Below are 19630 nucleotides of genomic sequence, written 5' to 3' on the forward strand. Positions count from 1 at the left end.
TCTTGGGAAAACCCCGCACCTCACGGTGCGGGGTTTTCTGCGTTTAGGCTCTTCAGCATGCGCTATGACCTCGTGATCTTCGACAACGACGGCGTCCTCGTCGACAGTGAGCCCATCTCGAACCGCATTCTCGCCGCCTATCTGACCGAGCTCGGGCACCCGACCACGTACGAGGACTCCATCCGCGACTACATGGGGTCGGCGATGCACCGGATCCATGACATCGTCCAGGAGCGCTCGGGACAGCGGCTGCCGACCGACTTCGACGACGTCTTCCACGCGCGCGTCTTCGCGGCGTTCGAGCGGGAGTTGAAGCCCGTGGCCGGGATCATGGACGTTCTGGAGAAACTGGCCGCCGACCAGGTTCCGTACTGCGTGGCTTCGTCGGGGAGCCATGAGCGGATCCGGGTGGGGCACCGGACGACCGGGCTCGATCGGTGGTTCGACAGCGGCCGGATCTTCAGTTCCCAGGACGTGGGGCGCGGGAAGCCGGCGCCCGACCTTTTCCTGTACGCGGCCGAGCGGATGGGCGTCGCCCCGAAGCGGTGCGTCGTCGTGGAGGACTCCCCGCTGGGCGTGCGGGCGGCCGTGGCGGCCGGGATGGACGTGCTGGGGTTCACCGCGATGACGCCCGCGGCGAGGCTCTCGGACGCCACGCAACTCTTCGCCGATATGAGGGACTTGGCTGACCTGGTGGTATGAGCCGACCGTGGCGTGGAGGTGACCCCGGTCGGCGGGTCGGCACTGACATTTGTCATGCAGAGCTCCGGACGATCGTTTCTACTGGCGGTGGGGCAGCTCCGCGAAGCTGAGTGCATGACGACGAACACGGTTCCCCAGCGTCAGAGCAAGAAGAACAACTTCGCCCCGCTGATCATGGACGTGGCGGTGCCTGTCGGGTCGTACTACCTGTTCAAGGACGGCCTCGGGGCGAGCACCCTCATGGCGCTCGGACTCAGCAGCGTCGTACCGGCCGTGCGGACCGTGGGGGGCCTGACCAGGGAGCGGCAGGTCAACGTCCTGGCCGCGCTGATCCTCTTCGTCAACGTCGTCGGGCTGCTGCTCGGCTTCGTCGCCGGCGACCCGCGACTGATGCTCGCCAAGGAGAGCGGAGTCAGCAGCGCGATCGGGATCGGGATCCTGGTCTCCGTGGCGCTGGGGAAGCCGATGATGACGGCGGGCATGAAGCCCTGGCTGGTGAAGGGGGACGCGGAGCGGGAGGTGGCCTGGGCGCGGCTGCAGAGCGGGTCCCCCGCCTTCCGGCGGGCGGAGCGCGTCTTCTCGTCGGTGTGGGGTGTGGTCCTCCTCGCCGAATGCGTGGTCCGGGCCGTGGGTGCCTACACGGTTCCGGTGGACACGATGGTCTGGCTTGGCACGGTCATCCTGATCGTCGCGATGGTGCTGGCGTTCGCCGTGAGCGGGGCGCTCGCCGCAGGTCCGATGGAGCAGATGCTCACCGCGGAGGTGAAGGCCCAGGTCTCCCCCGCGCTCGCGGTCGCCGCCGCCGAGTAAAGATGAACAAAAATCATCTTCGGCTGAATCTACCCACCGGTAGACCGGGGCCCTACGCTCGCCGCCATGACAGATGTGCTGCGGCGCGGTAGGGCCTCTCTGGCGTTCAGCTTCTTCGCCCAGGGCGCCACCTTCGCCCTGCTGGTGACCCGGATCCCGGCCATCCAGAGCCGGTACGGGGTCTCCGATGCCCTGCTCCCCGTCTTCCTCGCCGCGGTGCCGGTTCTCGCGGGCGTCGGCAGCGTGACGGCCGAGCAGCTGGTCAAGCGCGTCCGGCCCAGCCGGCTGCTGCGCTGGTCGCAGCCCGTCGTACTGCTCGCCCTTCTCGGGGTGGGGGCCGGGCGGCACATGGCCGAACTGGCGCTCGCTCTGGCCGCGTTCGGGCTGGCCGTGGGTGCGCTGGACGCGTCGATGAACATGCTCGGGGTCAGTCTTCAGCGGACGTACGGGCGCAGCATCATGCTTGGGTTCCACGCCGCCTACAGCCTCGGCGGGATCGTCGGTGCCTCGCTCGCCTGGGTGGGCGCACACTGGCATCTGGCGCTGTGGGTGTCGTACCTGCCGGTCGTCGTGGTGCTGCTTCCGGCCGCCTTCCTGGGCAGCCGGTGGTACGTCGACGGGGGCGTGCCCGGTACGGACGTGCCCAAGGCCGAGGCCGGTCCGGTCGTCTTCAAACTGCTGCTGCCGCTCTGTCTGGTGATGACCTTCGCGTACATCGGGGACTCGACCGTCTCCAACTGGAGCGCGAAGTATCTGCAGGACACGCTGGGGAGTTCGGAGCAGCTGGCGACTGTCCCGTACAACGTCTACATGATCACCACGCTGCTGGGGCGCTCCATCGGGGACCTCGGGGTGCGGCGCTTCGGCGCCGTGGCGGTCGTGCGACTGGGGGCGCTGGTGGCGGCGCTCGGGTTCGCGGTGGTGGCGGGGGCGCCCGGGGCCTGGGTCGGGATGCTCGGATTCACTCTGCTGGGTCTGGGGCTGTGCGTGCTCGTGCCGCAGACCTTCGCGGCCGCGGGGCGGCTGTTCCCCGGGGCCTCGGACACGGCCATCGCTCGCCTCAACATCTTCAACTACGTGGGCTTTCTGATCGGCTCCCCGTTGGTGGGCGCGCTCGGGGACGCCTGGAACTACCGCGCCGCCATGCTCGTACCGATGGCGTTGGTCCTGGTGACGCTGGTGTACGCCCGTTCGTTCGCTGCTCAACAGGACCGATACGGTGGCGGGCATGAGCGGCCGAGCACAGCTGATGTGGGACGAGGCGGTAACGGGGTATGACTTCGGACCGGAGCATCCGATGGATCCGGTCCGGCTCGCGCTGACCAGAAGGCTGGTGGACGCCTTCGGGCTCGACAGGGACGTCGAGGTGGTCGCGGCGAGGGCCGCGGGCGACTCGACGCTGCGACTGGTGCATCGCGGGGACTACGTGGAGGCGGTGAAGGCCGCGTCCGCGGACCCGGGTTCGGCCGACGGGTCCTATGGTCTCGGGACGCTGGACGATCCCGCCTTCGCCGGGATGCACGAGGTGTCCGCGCTGATCGCGGGGCAGTCGGTGGGAGCGGCCGAGGCGGTGTGGCGCGGCGACGCGCTGCACGCGGTGAACTTCGCGGGCGGCCTGCACCACGCAATGCCCGGGGGTGCCGCCGGGTTCTGCATCTACAACGACGCGTCGCTCGCGATCGCCCGGCTGCTGGAGCTGGGTGCCGAGCGGGTCGCCTATGTGGACGTGGACGTGCACCACGGGGACGGCGTGCAGGCCGCGTTCTGGGACGATCCCCGGGTTCTGACCGTTTCGCTGCACGAGCACCCGCGGACGCTCTTCCCGCAGACCGGGTGGCCGGACGAGACGGGCGCCCCGAGTGCGGAGGGCAGCGCGGTGAACCTGGCACTGCCGGCCGGGACGGGGGACGCGGGGTGGCTGCGGGCCTTCCACGCCGTCGTGCCGGAGCTGCTCGCCGACTTCCGGCCGCAGGTGCTGGTCACCCAGCACGGTGCCGACACCCACTTCGAGGATCCGCTCGCGCATCTCGCCGTGTCGCTGGACGCCCAGCGGGCCGTGCAGGTCGCGTGTCACGACCTGGCTCACAAGTACGCCGGGGGGCGCTGGGTCGCACTCGGCGGCGGCGGGTACGCGGTCGTGGAGGTCGTACCGCGCTCGTGGACGCATCTCGTGGCCGTCGCGGCGGGGCGACCGATCGAGCCGGAGACCGGGATCCCCGAGAGCTGGCGGCAGGAAGTCTTCGCCCGTACACGGCAGTTGGCGCCGATGCGGATGACGGACGGGCGGTGGCCGGTGGCGTTCGCGGACTGGGAGTCGGGGTACGACCCCGCGGACCGCCTCGACCAGGCGGTGCTGGCGACGCGCAGGGCGGTGTTTCCGCTGCGCGGGCTGTTGGCGTGAGAGCCGGGCAGGCGGGCTCACCCGGCCGCCGTGGGCGTCGGCTGCCCGACGGGTCGGATTACGCCGATTGTGGGGTGTTTCGGTGTTTTGGGCGCGGAGCCGGGGCGCTTGGGCCAGCATCGCTGACGTGTTGAGCACCGGAGCACTGCGGGCCCATCTGCTGGCTGCCCGGCTGGCCGGGTCCGTGGCCACGTCCCGTGAGGAGAGTCTGCGGAGTTATCGGCTCTTCGCCGCGCGCGACCCTCGCGTTCTGATCGGACTTGATCCCGAATGGACGTGGGGGCCCCAGGATTTGATCGAATTGATGGCGGACAAGTGCGGGGTTTCCGCCGACCCTGGTTATGTCTCCGGGCATGATGTGATCGATCCCGAGCGCACGCTGGAGGGCCTGGACGCCTTCGCCGAGCGCGTCGGCAGGGCCGGACGGGAGGGGGCGGCGGTACTCCTCGGTACCGGGCACCCGCACCGGCTGCTTGGCTTCCACGCCGCGCTCGCGGACGCTTTGTCGACGGCGGGATGTACGGTCCTCACACCGGCGCAGGGTCGCCGTGTCGACATAACGACCCGGTTCGGCCTACGCACGTACAACCTTGATTACGTACGAGGAGTCGCTCTCGTGCGAAATCCCGGGGCCGGAGCCGCCGGTGGTGAACCCGGCGCTCACACGCACTCGCCGCTCCCGGTTCGCATCGCGCTGGCCGCCGCGGCGGAGGCGGGAGGGCCATTGCCGGAACTCGTCATTGGGGACCACGGCTGGGTCTGCGGGGCAGGTCAGCTGGGGTTCGAGACCATCGGTCTGGCCGATACGGACGACCCCGCGCTCTTCGTCGGTGAGGCGGAGGGGCGCGTGTCCGTCGTCGTTCCACTTGATGACGCTGTGCGGTCTGATTACTACCGACCGCTTACTCGCTATGTACTCAATCGAGCGTGTCTGTCACAGTAAGCCGCCGATGGCATCCCCTCTTCCCCACTCGCATCACCCGCCCCTAGTCTGGGGAGTGAGCACGCAGCGACGAAGAGTCACCGGAAGGGGAAGCCGGTGGCCGTCGAGTGCGGAAGGTTCAGGTGTGTCATGGCTGCAGCTGGCGAGAGGCCTCTGAACGAGGTTCAGTTCCTGACCGTGGCGGAAGTTGCCTCGGTGATGCGAGTGTCGAAGATGACCGTGTACCGGCTGGTGCACAGCGGTCATCTGCCGGCGATCCGGGTGGGGAGGTCCTTCCGGGTGCCGGAGCAAGCGGTTCACGAGTACCTCCGCGAGAGCTATGTGGGGGTGGAGACGGCTTGACGGCGGCCCGGGAGGCTCGTCGCGGCCTCCCGGGACACCTCGATTACGACCTCAGCGCTCGGGCGGGTAGGCTAGCCCCTCGTAGGTCGTGTGGGCCCATGGCGCCCAGCACCGAGTGATGAGAAGTGAGCGAGGGTAGTCGTGGGCTCTGTTATCAAGAAGCGGCGCAAGCGGATGGCCAAGAAGAAGCACCGCAAGCTGCTCAAGCGCACTCGCGTTCAGCGTCGTAACAAGAAGTAGGGCGCGGCCCCGTCAGGGGCGCCCTTGCTTCTGTGCGCGAGCGCGCGTAGTGGCCCCCCACCATCGGTGGGGGGCCGTTGTCATCTCCGAACTCCCCTGTGCGCAAGCCCGGTGGGGCCAAATGGCTTGGACTGGTCGTACGTACGGGGGTGTCGTCACTTCGTGCATCGGGCGGTCATCACAGCGCAACATCGACCCGCTAAGTTGGCCGCACACGGGGTACGCGGAGGCTGACGGGCGCAGCTGCGTCCACCACTGGACGTGACGGGAAGAGAGGCGCTGATCTTGGGCAAGGTCGTGCTAGTGACCGGAGTGGCCCGCCGGCTCGGCGGCCGGTTCGTACGACGGATCCAGCGTGACCCGGAGGTCGACCGTGTGGTCGCGGTGGACGCGGTCCCACCCGAGCACCATCTGGGCGGCGCCGACTTCATCCGGGCCGACATCCGTCAGCCCACCATCGCCCGTGTGCTCGCCGAGCACTCCGTCGACACCGTCGTCCACATGGACGTGACCGGCACCCCGCTGGGCAGCGGCAGCCGGGCCACGGTCAAGGAGACCAACGTCATCGGCACCATGCAACTGCTCGGCGCGTGCCAGAAGTCCCCGAGCGTCAAACGGCTCGTCGTGAAGTCCAGTACGAACGTGTACGGATCCGCGCCCCGTGACCCCGCCGTCTTCACCGAGACGACCCCGCCCAAGTCCCTGCCCAGCGGCGGGTTCGCCAAGGACGCCGTCGAGGTCGAGGGCTATGTACGGGGCTTCGCGCGGCGCCGGCCCGATGTCGCCGTCTGCGTGCTGCGCTTCGCCAACATCCTGGGTGCGAGCGCGGATTCGCCCCTCGCCTCGTACTTCTCGCTGCCGGTGCTGCCCACCGTCCTCGGGTATGACCCGCGGCTGCAGTTCGTGCACGAGGACGATGTGATCGAGGTGCTGCGGATCGGCTCGCACGAGCCGCAGCGCGGCACGCTCAACAGCGGCACGTTCAACGTCGCCGGGGACGGGGTGCTCCTGCTGTCGCAGTGCGCGCGGCGCCTGGGCCGGCCCACCGTGCCCCTGCTGCTGCCCGCGGTCACCTGGGTCGGCTCCGCGGTGCGGACGCTGGGCATGACCGACTTCTCGCCCGAGCAGATCCGGCTGCTCACCCATGGCCGGGTCGTGGCGACGGACCAGATGCGCGAGACGCTCGGATACGAGCCGAAGTACACGACCGCGGAAACGTTCGCGGACTTCGCGCGCAGCCGCGGGCCCGGCCTGCTGCCGCCGGAGGCCCTTGCGGGGGCCGTCGACCGGATCGCCGCACTGCCCGCCCTGGGCGGCGGCCACCCCCCGACGCAGAGCGCCAACTGAGGAGCGCATCAACAATGGCGGACGCCAAGGTCATTCCGTTCGACGACGACCGGACCCGCGGGGCTGCCGTGCAGCGGCCGCCGCGGCGCCGGAGCGCGGGCAGCCGGCGAGGGGGCGAGCCCGCGGTGGTCCGCGAGGTCCAGCCCCTGCCCAGCAGGGCGGTCCCGCAGGATGATGTTCCTGTGACGCGTGAGGAAAGGCCGCCGGCTCGCCGCCAGGAGGGGGGTCTGGAGCGGCGCATCGCCGGGGGCCTGGCCTTCCTGCGGCGGCGTCTGACGGGCGACTACGAGGTCGACGACTTCGGTTACGACGAGGAGCTCACCGACCAGGTCCTGATGTCGCTGCTGCGGCCGGTGTACGAGAAGTACTTCCGGGTCGAGGTGAAGGGCATCGAGAACATCCCGTCCAAGGGCGGGGCGCTCGTCGTCGCCAACCACTCCGGCACGCTGCCGCTGGACGGCCTGATGCTGCAGGTCGCCGTGCACGACAACCATCCCGCGGGCCGCCATCTCAGGCTGCTCGCGGCCGACCTGGTCTTCATGCTGCCGGTGGTCAACGAGCTGGCCCGCAAGGCAGGCCACACCCTGGCCTGCGCGGAGGACGCCGAGCGGCTGCTGGAGCGGGGCGAGGTCGTCGGTGTGATGCCGGAGGGCTTCAAGGGCATCGGCAAGCCGTTCAGCGAGCGCTACAAGCTGCAACGTTTCGGCCGCGGCGGCTTCGTCTCCACGGCCCTGCGGGCCGGCACGCCGATCGTCCCGTGCTCGATCGTCGGGGCCGAGGAGATCTACCCGATGATCGGCAATGCGAAGACCCTTGCGCGGCTGCTGGGTTTCCCGTACTTCCCGATCACACCCACCTTCCCGTGGCTGGGTCCGCTGGGGATGATCCCGATGCCGACGAAGTGGACGATCCAGTTCGGCGAGCCGATCCCCACGGACGGTTTTCCGCCGGAGGCCGCCGAGGACCCGATGCTGATGTTCAACCTGACGGACCAGGTCAGGGAGCAGATCCAGCACACGCTGTACAAGCTCCTCGTGCAGCGCAGGTCGGTCTTCTTCTGAGTCGGCGGTCACCGGGTTTCCGCGTACGACGACGGGGGCGCTCCCTGGCAGCAGGGGCGCCCCCGTCGTCGTACGAGTGCTGCTTGTTCTCCGTGCGACTGCTACTTGTTCTCCTGGCTCTCGATGCCCAGCCCCGGCAGGAGGCCGGGAAGCAGCGGCGGCAGCGTCACCTGCGGCTCGGACGACGGGCTCTTGCTCGTCGACGGCGAACTGCCTGCGGTGTCCTTCGGCGGGTCCAGCAGGCTTCCGGTGCTGCCGCCGAGCAGACCGTCGCCGCCGCTCTTGGACGCCGACGGCTGGGGCGTGCCGCTGCCACCGGGGCTGCCGGTGGCCGAGCCGCCGGTGGCGCTGGGTGCGGTGGAGCCCGGGCCGGAGGGTGCCGTGGAGCCCGGACCGGAGCTCCGGCGGGTGCCGGAGCCCCCCTGGGACGGGGGCTGCGGCAGCAGCGACTGCAGCGGGGCCACCTCCTGGTCTATGGCGTCGAAGACCGACGAGACTCGCCGGCTGACGTCTCCCAGCTGCACGGGCAGCCGGTCGCGCAGGGCGCCCCAGGCCTCGCGGTGGGACCGGGAGAAGGCGGAGAGTGCCTGGATGGGGGCGAGCGAGCCGTCCCGCTCGTACGCCTCGTGCAGCAGGCGGTGGCCTTCGGCGGCGTCGTGCTGCACGCCGGAGAGGGTGCGTCGGATCTCGCCGAGGGACTCGTGGTCGAGGTGGCCGCTGCGGCCGCGCTCCATCAGGCGCCGGGCCTCGCTGAGGCGGGTCGACGCCTGGTCGAGGTAGAGCTGCCCGCGGTCGGTTTCGCCGTCGGCCATGCCGAGCCTGACGTCCTCGAGGCCGCGCTTGAGGCCGTAGAGCGAGTCACCGGGCAGGGCGTCGGAACTGGCAGCGGCCACTCCGCCGAAGGAGGCCGCGGCCACGCCTACGCTGAGCCCCCCGGCCGCGAGGCCTTTGGTGAGCCGTGAACGCGGTCGCAACTTCCCCAGCTGGCTCGCCCGGTGAGCACCCCGGCCCCGAGGGGACCGCTGCTCGGGCACCGAAGGGTCCGCCGCCTCGCCCCCCGCGGCCGTGCCCTCCTGCAGCATGGCCTCCATCGCGGCCACCAGCCGCGCGCGCTGGACGACCTTGACCTCGGGGTCGAGCGCCGGCTTGGGCAGCTCACCCAGACCGGTCGCGAGGGCCAACAGGCGGGCTTGCTCGGTCCGTTCCGCAGCAGCCGGGGCCGGGGCCGGCCCCGGCTGCTGCTCGGCCGCCGTGCCCCGGTCGTAGGACTGCTCCTCCAGGGCCTGGGCGAAGGCGTTCGCCCGCCGGTGCGCCGATACGTTCGCGATCACTGGCGGCACCTCCTCTCGTCATCACGGTCGACTCCCCAGGGGGTCCTGAGGGTTGCACACCCTCGCCGCGCCCACACGATCGGGTGATCGCTGACGGGCGGGGGGTGACCACAGGGAGCCTGTATCCCGCACAACGAGCGGCTCGGCACTTGGGTTACGGACGACGGATGAGCGGACCGTGAACTCAACGAGCTTATACGGACAGTGAGTTGAAGGTCGCCGACCGTACGCGACGCGGGTTCGGCGGAGGCGGGTCGCGGTGCGCCTCGACGGGGGCGAGGGGGCGGCTCGAAGCGGGCGCGCGGGGACCTACGGGGCTTGCGGAGGCGGCATGCGGGGTCCCTGGGCTCAGCGGGCGTCTTCCGGCAGGAGCCGGGCGAGGGTGCGCACGGCCCGGTACTGAAGCGTCTTGATCGCGCCCTCGTTCTTGCCCATCACACGGGCGGTCTCGGCGACGGAGAGGCCCTGGAGGAAGCGGAGCGTCACGCACTCCTGCTGCTGCGGGTTGAGGCGCCGCACGGCGTCGAGCAGCGCGGCGTTGGAGAGGGACTCGAGGACGGAGTCCTCCGGAGACCGCTCGACCTCGTTGGCGTCGAGCATCTCCCCGGTGGTGACCTCGAGCCGGAAACGGCTCGACTTGAAGTGGTCGGCGACCAGGTTGCGGGCGATGGTGACGAGCCAGGCGCCGAAGTCCCGCCCCTGCCAGGTGAAGGTGCCGATCCGGCGCAGGGCGCGCAGAAAGGTCTCACTGGTGAGGTCCTCGGCGGTCGCCCTGCCTCCCACCCGGTAGTAGATGTAGCGATAGACGGTGTCGCTGTACTGGTCGTACAGGCGCCCGAAGGCGTCGGCCTCGCCGGCCTGGGCGCGCTCCACGAGGTCCATCATGCGGGCGCTGTCACTGTCCGCAGCCGGGCGGCGTGCGGTGGTGGAGGCCGAGCGGCCCCGTCTGCCGCCGACCGCGGCGCTGCCGTCCGCCAGTGCGTAGCACGGGCCTACGGGGGCGGCGGTGGCGAAGGCGGGGACGGCGTACGCGGTGGGGACGAAGCCGCGCAACAGGTCGTGGACCGTCGCGCGCAGCGTAGCCAGGCCCGAGGCGTCAACCCCGACGTGTGGGTACACGGGACTCCCAGAGGCAGAGCTTCCATCACGTGCAGTGCGGAACCGTTCACCCGTCGTAGCGAGGGAGAGGTACCGGTTTGCGTCTGAGGAGAATAACGCTTAGTACAGGCAGCGCTACACCCAGTTGCTCAAATCGTCGATTACGTCGCTTCCGTAACCGATTGACGCCCGCTCAAGTGCCGCACAGTGACCGGTTGTTGATCGAACGAGTCCGAATTCCGTCTGGGAACGGGGCGTGTTGTGGCCGGGTGCGTATTTGGGGAGTGGCGGTGGTGCCGCCGGGGTAGACCAGCGGGAATGCGGTGGCGGAAGGCGCTGCGCGAGACGAGCTCGGCGCAGCACGGCCCCCGGGGATTCAACGATCGTGTGCCGTGGGCGTGGCGGGTCGTTTCCTGTCAGTGCCGGTGACGGTGTCGAAGGCGCCCGGGCCGGGCCGCGCCACGCCCGCGGACCAGTTGTCCGTCACTCTCGGTGACTTTCGGCCGGTGCGGCGGGCGGCTGCCGGCGACCGCCGGGGACCGCGGCCCGACGTGTCCGGTGATTCCGCCGTGCCCGTCGTCCTGCCACGGCCGGGTGTTCGATGACGGCGCGGCCCGCCGGACGGGCGGCGGACGGCGGGCCTGCCGGCGGCAGGTGCGGGTGAGTGCGCGGTATGTGTGCGGCGGGCCGCGTCAGCGCCGGCGACGGTGCAGTGCGATGGCCGCTGCCGTGCCGCCGGCCACCGCGCCCACTCCGGCTGCCGCCGGCAGGCCCACCTTCGCCGCCTTGCGGGCCGTGCGGTAGTCGCGCAGGCGCCAGTCGTAGGTGCGGGCGTGCTTGCGGAGCTTGGCGTCGGGGTTGATCGCGTACGGGTGGCCCACCAGCGACAGCATCGGGATGTCGTTGTGGGAGTCGCTGTAGGCCGCGCAGCGGGACAGGTCCAGCCCCTCAGCCATCGCCAGCGCCCGCACCGCCTCCGCCTTCGCGGGGCCGTGCAGCGGTTCGCCCACCAGCTTGCCCGTGTACACGCCGTCCATCGACTCCGCCACCGTGCCCAGAGCCCCCGTGAGCCCCAGACGGCGGGCGATCACTGTGGCGATCTCCACCGGTGCGGCCGTGACCAGCCACACCTTCTGGCCTGCGTCCAGGTGCGCCTGCGCCAGCGCCCGCGTGCCCGGCCAGATCCGCTCGGCCATGTACTCGTCGTAGATCTCCTCGCCGATCGACATCAGCTCGGAGACCCGGTGGCCCTTCACGATCGACAGCGCCGAGTCCCGCGCGTCCTGCATGTGCTCGGGGTCCTCCACCCCGGCCAGCCGGAACCACGCCTGCTGCCAGGCGAACTTCGCCAGATCGCGCGTCTCGAAGAATTTCCGCTTGTACAGGCCCCGGCCGAAGTGGAACAGCGCGGCGCCCTGCATCACGGTGTTGTCCAGGTCGAAGAACGCCGCGGCCTTGTCGTCGCCGAGCACCGGGAACTGTGGTTCCCGTTCGGCGACGGCCTGAACGGTGGCCTCCTGCGAGGCGGCGTCCTGCGAGGACTTGCGCGCTGCCTCGGCCGAGGCCTCGCCTGCCAACACGCTCCGCGCAGTGGCGGAACGCCTTCGGGGAGTGAGCCATCCTAGAGCGGCCATGTCGTGAGCATAGCCAGTCCGTTCGGCGGCGCCGGAGTCGAGAGGTTCGGAGGGTGTGAACTCTCCGTGGCGGTGTCGTTAAAGAAGTCATGCCGTCGGCGTGGCGGCGTGGCATCGGCCGGGGTCGCCGGGTGGCGTCGTCCGGCTCCCTCTCCCGCCCAACGGGGCGAGAATGGCCGACATGAGTCCCATCTTTCGGCGCAAGGCACCCCAGGACCGGCTCGTCACGCTCATCCGCAAGCCGGGGTGCCATCTGTGTGATGACGCACAGATCGTCATCGAGAAGGTCTGCGGTGAGCTCGGCGTCGCCTGGGAGCGGAAGGACATCACCCAGGACGAGGAGCTCAACCGCCGGTACTGGGAGCAGATCCCGGTGGTGCTGGTGGACGGCGCGCAGCACACGTTCTGGCGCGTCGACGAGGAGCGCCTGCGCAAGGCCCTCACTTAGACTCCCGTGCCCTCGCCGAGACCTGACCGGGACCCGTCCGGAACTGACTGAGTAGTCCAAGTGGTCCGGAAGGTCGCTTAGGATCGACGGCGATTGGTCTCGGGGGCGTGGATCGTTGAGGAGAGTGTGCGGTTTTGCCCCCAGAAGAAAAGGAACGAGGGTGCTCGCGCGCCGGTTCCATACCCACGCGCCGGGGGCGCGTGACTCCGGTCACGTTGGTCGGGCAAAACGGACACCATCTTTGTGCACGCGTTCACAAAGACATAGCCTGCATTCGACGGGGCGGTCTGGGGACGTGTGACCGCCTGCAGCCCCGCTCTACCCGCAGGAGCACCGTGGCAACTGGCCGAACTCACCGACCGGCGACCCGCAGCCGAGGGATTCCCGAGGCCACCGTCGCCAGGCTTCCGCTGTACCTCCGCGCGCTGACCGCACTGTCGGAGCGTTCGGTGCCCACGGTCTCCTCCGAGGAGCTGGCCGCCGCCGCGGGGGTCAACTCCGCGAAGCTGCGCAAGGACTTCTCCTACCTCGGCTCCTACGGGACCCGGGGTGTGGGCTACGACGTCGAGTATCTCGTGTACCAGATCTCCCGTGAGCTGGGCCTGACGCAGGACTGGCCGGTTGTGATCGTCGGTATCGGTAACCTCGGCGCGGCGCTGGCCAATTACGGAGGGTTCGCGTCCCGCGGCTTCCGGGTCGCCGCGCTCATCGACGCCGACCCGGCGATGGCCGGGAAGCCCGTCGCGGGCATTCCCGTCCAGCACACGGACGACCTGGAAAAGATCATCAAGGACAACGGTGTCTCCATCGGCGTCATCGCCACCCCGGCCGGCGCCGCCCAGCAGGTCTGCGACCGGCTCGTGGCCGCGGGCGTGACGTCCATCCTGAACTTCGCGCCGACCGTGCTCTCCGTCCCGGATGGCGTCGACGTGCGCAAGGTCGACCTCTCCATCGAGCTGCAGATCCTCGCCTTCCACGAGCAGCGCAAGGCCGGCGAGGAAGCCATGGAGACCATGCCCGACGGGCTGCCGTCCGCCGCAACGACCCAGGAGTCCGCCGACAAGGGACCCGACGGGGACGTTCCCGCCGTGATGCCGGCATGAGTCTCCTCGTCGTCGGGCTGAGCCACCGCAGCGCTCCGGTCAGCGTCCTGGAGCGTGCCGCGCTGACCGCGGACGCCCAGGTCAAACTGGTCCAGGACACGGTCGCCGCCGAGCCGGCCGACGAGGCCGCGGTGCTCGCCACCTGCAACCGCATCGAGCTGTACGCCGACGTGGACAAGTTCCACGCGGGCGTCGCCGAGCTGTCGACGCTGCTCGCCCGGCACAGCGGGGTCGGACTGGACGAGCTCACCCCCTACCTGTACGTGCACTACGAGGACCGGGCCGTCCACCACCTGTTCTCGGTGGCCTGCGGTCTGGACTCGATGGTCGTCGGCGAGGGCCAGATCCTCGGCCAGATCAAGGACTCCCTGGCTGCCGCTCAGGAACTGCACACCGCCGGACGGCTGCTGAACGACCTGTTCCAGCAGGCGCTGAGGGTCGGCAAGCGCGCCCACTCCGAGACGGGCATCGACCGCGCCGGGCAGTCGCTGGTGACCTTCGGCCTGGAACAGCTGTCGTCCGGTGCGCCGGTCGAGATCTGGGCCCAGGGCAAGCGTGCTCTCGTGATCGGCGCCGGCTCCATGTCGTCGCTGGCCGCCGCGACTCTCGCGCGCGCCGGGGTCGCCGAGATCGTGATCGCCAACCGCACGCTGGAGCGCGCCCGGCGCCTCGCGCAGATCCTCACGGAAGGCGACGACACGGACGTACGGGCCCGCGCGGTGCCGATGGAAGCGCTGCGGGACGAGCTGACACGTGCCGACGTCGCCATCTCCTGCACGGGCGCGACCGGCCTGGTCCTCACGGTCGAGGCGGTCGCCGAGGCGCTCGAGGGGCGCGTGGACGCAGTGGTCACCCCGATGACGCCCGCCCCGGGCGCCGGGTCCGCCCCGGTTCCCGCCTCGCGCACCGACTCGCCCGCGGACGCCCCGGCCGCCGTACACGAGGAACTTCCGCCCGTCGGCCTCGGCACCGAGGAATCCTGCCCGCTCGACCTGTTGTCGGTGCAGGGCACGGCCGGCTTCTCGGTGCTGGGCGAGGCGGCCGTCGCCGGAATGGCGGCCGCCGAGCTGGAGCAGCACGCGGCATGGGTGGACAAGGGCTCCGAGGAGCGCAGCGGCCGTCCCGCCGGTGCCGGCGCTGTCGTCCTCGCCCCCGAGGCGGAGGCCGAATTGATCAACGCGCTCGTGGCGACCGTCGCCACGGTCGGCCGGGTCCCCGAGCGCCGCCGCCCCGAACCCGTCGCGGAGCCCGCCCGCCCCACGCCCGTGCTGTCGCTGCTCGACCTGGCGATGCCCCGGGACGTCGACGCGGCCGTGCACCGGCTGCTCGGGGTACGGCTGGTCGACATCGAGTCGCTGGCCGAGGCGTCCGCCGACGCCCCCATGGCCGCCGACGTCGACCAGGTGCGGCAGATCGTCTCCGACGAGGTCACCGCGTTCGGCGCCGCCCTGCGCGCGGCGCACATCACGCCGACCGTCGTCGCGCTGCGCTCGATGGCCGCCGACGTGGTGGCGATGGAGATCGCGCGTCTGGAGGGGCGGTTGCCGGCCCTTGACGACAAGCACCGGGCCGAGATCACGCAGACCGTGCGGCGCGTCGTCGACAAGCTGCTGCACGCGCCGACCGTACGGGTCAAGCAGCTGGCCGCCGAGCCCGGCGGCGCCGGATACGCGGACGCGCTGCGCACCCTGTTCGACCTCGACCCCGAGACGGTCGCCGCCGTCTCCCGGGCCGAGGACACCCAGAGCACCGAGAACACCGAGAACGGCAAGAACCGAGGGCGAGCATGAGTGAGCCACGTCAACAAGGGGCGCTGAGGCTCGGGACCAGGCGCAGCAAGCTGGCCATGGCCCAGTCCGGGCAGGTCGCGGAAGCCGTGAGCCGGGTGACCGGACGGCCCGTGGAGCTCGTGGAGATCACGACGTACGGCGACACCTCCCGTGAGCACCTGGCCCAGATCGGCGGCACCGGTGTCTTCGTGACGGCCCTGCGCGACGCGCTGCTGAGCGGCGAGGTCGACTTCGCGGTGCACTCCCTGAAGGACCTGCCGACCACGCAGCCGGAGAACCTGGTGCTGGCCGCCGTACCCGTACGCGAGGACCCGCGGGACGTGATCGTCGCGCGTGACGCCCTGAAGTTCACCGACCTGCCCCGCGGGGCCCGCATAGGCACCGGTTCGCCGCGCCGCATGGCGCAGCTGAACGCGTACGCGCGCAGCCACGGCCTCGGCATCGAGACCGTCCCGATCCGCGGCAACGTCGACACCCGCATCGGATACGTCCGCGGCGGCGAGCTGGACGCCGTGGTCCTCGCCGCGGCGGGCCTCAACCGCATCGGCCGGATCGACGAGGTGACCGAGTTCCTGTCGGTCGACACGGTTCTGCCCGCCCCCGGCCAGGGGGCACTCGCGATCGAGTGTGCCGCGGACAACGCGGAACTGATCGCCGCGCTCGGTGAGCTCGACGACCCGTTCACGCGGGTCGCCGTGACCGCCGAGCGGTCCCTGCTCGCCGCCCTGGAGGCCGGTTGCAGCGCTCCCGTGGGCGCGCTGGCCGACCTGTTGGCCGACGGGCAGGTTGTCAAGGAAATGCGCCTGCGCGGTGTCGTCGGGACCCCCGACGGCCGGACGCTGGTGCAGCTGTCCACCACCGGTCCCGTGCCCGAGACGCACGACCAGGCAATGGCGCTCGGTCGCGAACTCGCCGCCGAGATGCTTGCCAAGGGCGCGGCCGGTCTGATGGGGGAGCGAGCACATTGAGCCCCACCACCCTTCCCGCCGGCCTTGATCACGGGCACGTCACCTTCCTCGGTGCCGGACCCGGGGATCCGGGACTTCTCACCCTGCGCGCCGTGGAGGCGCTGGCGAACGCGGACGTTCTCGTCGGCGAGCACGAGGTGCTCGACGTGGTGCGCACGCATGCCAGAGCGGGCGTCGCCGTCCTGAACACGGACGCGGACCCCTCCACGGGAACGTATCCGGGCACGGCTCAACTAGCGGTCGTTGACGCCGCGTCAACAGCCGCAGGTGTCCCTGCGTTGAGGGATGCCGCACATCTTGTCATGGAGGCTGTGCGGGGCGGCAAGCGGGTCGTCCGTGCGGTGTCCGGAGACCCCGGCCTGGACGTATACGCGGCAGAGGAGATGCTGGCGTGCGCCGCCGAGGGCGTTCCCTTCGAGGTCGTGCCGGGCATCGCGACCGCCGTGGGAGTGCCCGCGTACGCGGGTGTGCCGCTGCGGGACGCGCAGGGCACGGACGTACGGTTCGTGGACGCGCGGTCCGCCTCGGACCGCTGCTGGACCGAGGTGGGCGCGTCCGACGGCACGGTCGTGGTCTCCACGACGCTGGACTCCGTGGCGGCCGCCGCGGGCGAACTGGTGGCCGCGGGCCGCAAGCCGGACACCCCGATGACGGTGACGATCGCCGGTACGACGACCCGGCAGCGCACCTGGACCGCCACGCTCGGCTCGATCGCGCAGACGCTGAAGCAGGCCAAGGTCCTGCCGTCCCCCGACGGGGGCCGCACCGTCATAGCCGTGGTCGGTGAGCGTTCCGCCGCCGCCCAGCGCGACCAGTTGTCGTGGTTCGAGAACAAGCCGCTGTTCGGCTGGAAGGTCCTCGTCCCGCGTACGAAGGAGCAGGCGGCGTCGCTCTCCGACCAACTGCGGTCGTACGGGGCCGTGCCGCACGAGGTGCCGACCATCGCCGTCGAACCGCCGCGCACGCCCCAGCAGATGGAGCGGGCCGTCAAGGGCCTGGTGACGGGCCGGTACGAGTGGATCGCGTTCACGTCGGTCAACGCGGTCAAGGCGGTGCGGGAGAAGTTCGAGGAGTACGGCCTCGACGCGCGCGCCTTCGCGGGCATCAAGGTGGCCGCGGTGGGCGAGCAGACGGCGAAGGCGCTGGTCGCCTTCGGCGTGAAGCCGGACCTGGTCCCCTCGGGCGAGCAGTCCGCGGCGGGCCTGCTGGACGACTGGCCGCCGTACGACCCGGTGTTCGACCCCATCGACCGGGTCTTCCTGCCGCGTGCGGACATCGCCACCGAGACGCTGGTGGCGGGCCTCATCGAACTGGGCTGGGAGGTCGACGACGTGACGGCCTACCGGACGGTGCGCGCCTCGCCGCCGCCGGCCGAGACCCGTGAGGCGATCAAGGGCGGCGGCTTCGACGCGGTCCTGTTCACGTCGTCCTCGACGGTCCGCAACCTGGTGGGCATCGCGGGCAAGCCGCACAACGTGACGGTGATCGCGTGCATCGGTCCCGCGACGGCGAAGACGGCGGAGGAACACGGTCTGCGGGTGGACGTGATGGCCCCGGAGCCGTCGGTCCACAAGCTGGCGGAAGCACTGGCGGACTTCGGTCTGAAGCGGCGCGCCGCCGCGCTGGAGGCCGGCGACCCGGTGACACGGCCGAGCGAGCGGCGGCCGGGGGCGCGGCGGCGTCGCACGACGTGACCGCGGGCGGGGAACGCCCCGCCACCCCCGGTTCCTGACGGGCGGGAACGCCCCGCCACCCCGGGTTCCTCATCCGAAGGGCGCCCCCGTCCAGGGGGCGCCCTTCGGCGTCGAGGTTCTTCACGTGCCCACGGCGCCCGCGTTCCGCGCGTGATCGCATGCGGGGAACGCGGGGGCCGGAGCATCGGAGCATCTGATCAGCGGAAGGCGGCGGCGCTGCGGGCAGCCCAGTCCGCGAAGGGACGCGGCGCACGGCCCAGGACCCGCTCGACGTCGGGGCTCACCCGGCGTTCGGCGGGAAGCGGGTCTCCGAGGATGGAGAGGGTGCCGTCCACAACCGGCTGGGGCATGAACGCGAGCATCTGCTCCCGCGCCTCCTCGCGGGTCTGTTCGACGAAGCGGACCGGTTCGCCGATTGCGGCGCCGATCGCTGCGGCCCGCTCGCGCGGGGTGGTCGGGGCAGGGCCGGTGAGCTCGTACACGGCACCGATGTGGCCGGGCTGCAGCAGCGCGGTGGCAGCGACCTCGGCGACGTCCGCCGGGTCGACCATCGGCAGGCCGACGTCGCCGAACGGGGCGGCGGCCACCCGGTCGGCGCGGATCGGCTCGGCCCACGCGAGGGCGTTGGAGTCCAGTCCGCCGCAGCGCAGCACGGTCCCGTCGAGGCCCGAGCCACGGAGCGCGGCTTCGAAGCCGGCGGGGTGGCGGTAGGCGCCCGGCCTGGTGGCGACGCCGAGGGAGGAGACCAGGACGACCCGGCGGACGCCGCCCGCCTTTGCGGCGTCGAGGACGCCCTGCGGGTCGTCTCCGGCCACCAGCAGGAACAGCGCGTCGGCGCCGTCGAGCGCGGGGCGCAGGCTGTCGGGGTCGGCAAGGTCGGCCCGCACGTGGCGTACGCCGGCGGGCAGGTCGCGCGCCTCGCCGCGCGAAACCGCGGTCACCGCCTCGCCTGCCCCGGCGAGGAGGCGGACCAGCTCGCGACCGACGTTTCCGGTGGCTCCGGTCACTGCAATCATGGGGAGGCTCCTCTGTAAGTTAGTTGACTAACTAAGTTGTGGGAGCCGACCGTAGCCCATCGCGGCGGCGTTCGTCTACAGTCAGTCAGGTGACTGACTCAGAAAAGGGGGCGCGGCGCGCTCCCAGGAAACGGGAGCGTCTGGCCGCCGCAGCGGCCAGGGTGCTGCACGAGCAGGGCGTCGAGAAGACCACGCTGGCGGACATCGCGCGGGAGGCCGATGTCCCCGTCGGGAACGTGTACTACTACTTCAAGACGAAGAACGACCTGGTCGAGGCCGCCATCGACACCCACGCGCAGAATCTGTCGGAGGCGATCGCCGCGCTCGACGCACTGCCGACGCCGGGCGAGCGGCTGAAAGCGCTCATCACCGGATGGGTCGAGCAGCGCGACACCACGGTACGGTTCGGCTGCCCCACCGGAACTCTCGCGTCCGAGCTGGACAAGCGGTCCGACGGCCTCGACACGACGGTCGCCGCCGTCATGCGCGTCCTGATCGACTGGGCCGAGCGGCAGTTCGCCGAGCTGGGCCGGAGCGACGCCCGCGAGCTGGCGGTCGCGCTGATCGCCGCCTACCAGGGCATCTCGGTGCTGACCAACACGCTCCGCGACCCGGAGGTGATGACGACCGAAGGCCGCCGTCTGGAGCGCTGGATCGACTCGCTGGCCTGACCCCGCCGCGCGCCGCCGGTCGACAGGGCGT

General features: G+C 70.9%; 19 protein-coding genes. 15 read left to right on the forward strand and 4 right to left on the reverse strand.

Annotated features, from left to right (window positions below; all coding sequences use genetic code 11):
• The first annotated feature begins 57 nt into the window (after window positions 1-57).
• From AAW14_RS34445 to AAW14_RS34485, 9 genes are all read left to right on the forward strand, one after another.
• Window positions 58-702, forward strand: coding sequence for an HAD family hydrolase (locus tag AAW14_RS34445; protein ID WP_265568380.1), 645 nt, complete (start codon window positions 58-60; stop codon window positions 700-702).
• A gap of 114 nt (window positions 703-816) precedes the next feature.
• A complete protein-coding gene (locus AAW14_RS34450; protein WP_265568381.1) occupies window positions 817-1512 on the forward strand; it encodes a VC0807 family protein in 696 nt (231 codons plus the stop codon).
• A gap of 66 nt (window positions 1513-1578) precedes the next feature.
• Entirely contained in the window at window positions 1579-2790 is a 1212-nt protein-coding gene (locus AAW14_RS34455) for an MFS transporter (RefSeq protein WP_265568382.1), read from the forward strand.
• A complete protein-coding gene (locus tag AAW14_RS34460; RefSeq protein ID WP_265568383.1) occupies window positions 2741-3913 on the forward strand; it encodes an acetoin utilization protein AcuC in 1173 nt (390 codons plus the stop codon). The genes AAW14_RS34455 and AAW14_RS34460 overlap by 50 nt, the downstream gene beginning before the upstream one ends.
• Window positions 3914-4040: 127 nt before the next feature.
• Window positions 4041-4856 (forward strand): phosphatase, encoded by an 816-nt coding sequence (locus AAW14_RS34465; protein ID WP_265568384.1) that lies wholly within the window; start codon window positions 4041-4043, stop codon window positions 4854-4856.
• Between the two features lie 129 nt (window positions 4857-4985).
• Window positions 4986-5198, forward strand: a complete 213-nt coding sequence (locus tag AAW14_RS34470) for a helix-turn-helix domain-containing protein (protein ID WP_004984898.1) — start codon at window positions 4986-4988, stop codon at window positions 5196-5198.
• Window positions 5199-5339: 141 nt separating this feature from the next.
• Window positions 5340-5438 (forward strand): 30S ribosomal protein bS22, encoded by a 99-nt coding sequence (locus AAW14_RS34475; RefSeq protein WP_003948845.1) that lies wholly within the window; start codon window positions 5340-5342, stop codon window positions 5436-5438.
• Window positions 5439-5723: 285 nt separating this feature from the next.
• Window positions 5724-6785, forward strand: coding sequence for an NAD-dependent epimerase/dehydratase family protein (locus AAW14_RS34480; protein ID WP_265568416.1), 1062 nt, complete (start codon window positions 5724-5726; stop codon window positions 6783-6785).
• A gap of 14 nt (window positions 6786-6799) precedes the next feature.
• Window positions 6800-7846 carry a lysophospholipid acyltransferase family protein gene (locus AAW14_RS34485; protein ID WP_265568385.1) on the forward strand — a complete coding sequence of 349 codons (1047 nt, stop codon included), beginning with the start codon at window positions 6800-6802 and terminating at the stop codon, window positions 7844-7846.
• A gap of 101 nt (window positions 7847-7947) precedes the next feature.
• On the opposite strand, the gene AAW14_RS34490 is transcribed toward AAW14_RS34485, so the two are convergent.
• The 3 genes from AAW14_RS34490 to AAW14_RS34500 form a co-directional block, all read right to left on the reverse strand.
• The gene (locus tag AAW14_RS34490) at window positions 7948-9177 is read right to left on the reverse strand and encodes a DUF5667 domain-containing protein (protein ID WP_265568386.1); all 1230 of its coding nucleotides are present in this window, start codon (window positions 9175-9177) and stop codon (window positions 7948-7950) included.
• A 348-nt stretch (window positions 9178-9525) separates the two neighbouring features.
• The gene (locus AAW14_RS34495) at window positions 9526-10296 is read right to left on the reverse strand and encodes an ECF subfamily RNA polymerase sigma factor, BldN family (protein ID WP_265568387.1); all 771 of its coding nucleotides are present in this window, start codon (window positions 10294-10296) and stop codon (window positions 9526-9528) included.
• Between the two features lie 671 nt (window positions 10297-10967).
• Window positions 10968-11909 (reverse strand): HAD family hydrolase, encoded by a 942-nt coding sequence (locus AAW14_RS34500; protein WP_265568388.1) that lies wholly within the window; start codon window positions 11907-11909, stop codon window positions 10968-10970.
• A 172-nt stretch (window positions 11910-12081) separates the two neighbouring features.
• Here AAW14_RS34500 and AAW14_RS34505 point away from each other — a divergent pair, with 172 nt between their 5' ends.
• The 5 genes from AAW14_RS34505 (at window position 12082) to AAW14_RS34525 (ending at window position 17912) form a co-directional block, all read left to right on the forward strand.
• Window positions 12082-12357: a glutaredoxin family protein gene (locus AAW14_RS34505; protein WP_265568389.1), complete on the forward strand. Its 276-nt coding sequence runs from the start codon at window positions 12082-12084 to the stop codon at window positions 12355-12357.
• A gap of 335 nt (window positions 12358-12692) precedes the next feature.
• Entirely contained in the window at window positions 12693-13460 is a 768-nt protein-coding gene (locus AAW14_RS34510) for a redox-sensing transcriptional repressor Rex (protein ID WP_265568390.1), read from the forward strand.
• Complete coding sequence (locus tag AAW14_RS34515; protein WP_265568391.1) at window positions 13457-15250, forward strand: glutamyl-tRNA reductase; 1794 nt, start codon at window positions 13457-13459, stop codon at window positions 15248-15250. Before AAW14_RS34510 ends, AAW14_RS34515 begins: the two co-directional genes overlap by 4 nt.
• Window positions 15247-16218, forward strand: a complete 972-nt coding sequence (gene hemC, locus AAW14_RS34520; protein WP_265568392.1) for a hydroxymethylbilane synthase — start codon at window positions 15247-15249, stop codon at window positions 16216-16218. The genes AAW14_RS34515 and hemC overlap by 4 nt, the downstream gene beginning before the upstream one ends.
• On the forward strand, window positions 16215-17912 hold the full coding sequence (locus AAW14_RS34525; protein WP_265568393.1) for a uroporphyrinogen-III synthase: 1698 nt from the start codon (window positions 16215-16217) through the stop codon (window positions 17910-17912). Before hemC ends, AAW14_RS34525 begins: the two co-directional genes overlap by 4 nt.
• 197 nt (window positions 17913-18109) lie before the next feature.
• Here the strand turns inward: AAW14_RS34525 and AAW14_RS34530 are convergent, their stop codons facing one another.
• Window positions 18110-18928 (reverse strand): SDR family oxidoreductase, encoded by an 819-nt coding sequence (locus tag AAW14_RS34530; RefSeq protein ID WP_265568394.1) that lies wholly within the window; start codon window positions 18926-18928, stop codon window positions 18110-18112.
• 89 nt (window positions 18929-19017) lie between these two features.
• Between AAW14_RS34530 and AAW14_RS34535 the strand changes: the two genes are divergently transcribed.
• Window positions 19018-19599, forward strand: a complete 582-nt coding sequence (locus tag AAW14_RS34535; protein WP_265568395.1) for a TetR/AcrR family transcriptional regulator — start codon at window positions 19018-19020, stop codon at window positions 19597-19599.
• The last annotated feature ends 31 nt before the right edge of the window (window positions 19600-19630 follow it).

Origin of the sequence: Streptomyces hygroscopicus (genome assembly GCF_026168105.1) — a bacterium.
Lineage (GTDB): Bacteria > Actinomycetota > Actinomycetes > Streptomycetales > Streptomycetaceae > Streptomyces > Streptomyces hygroscopicus_D.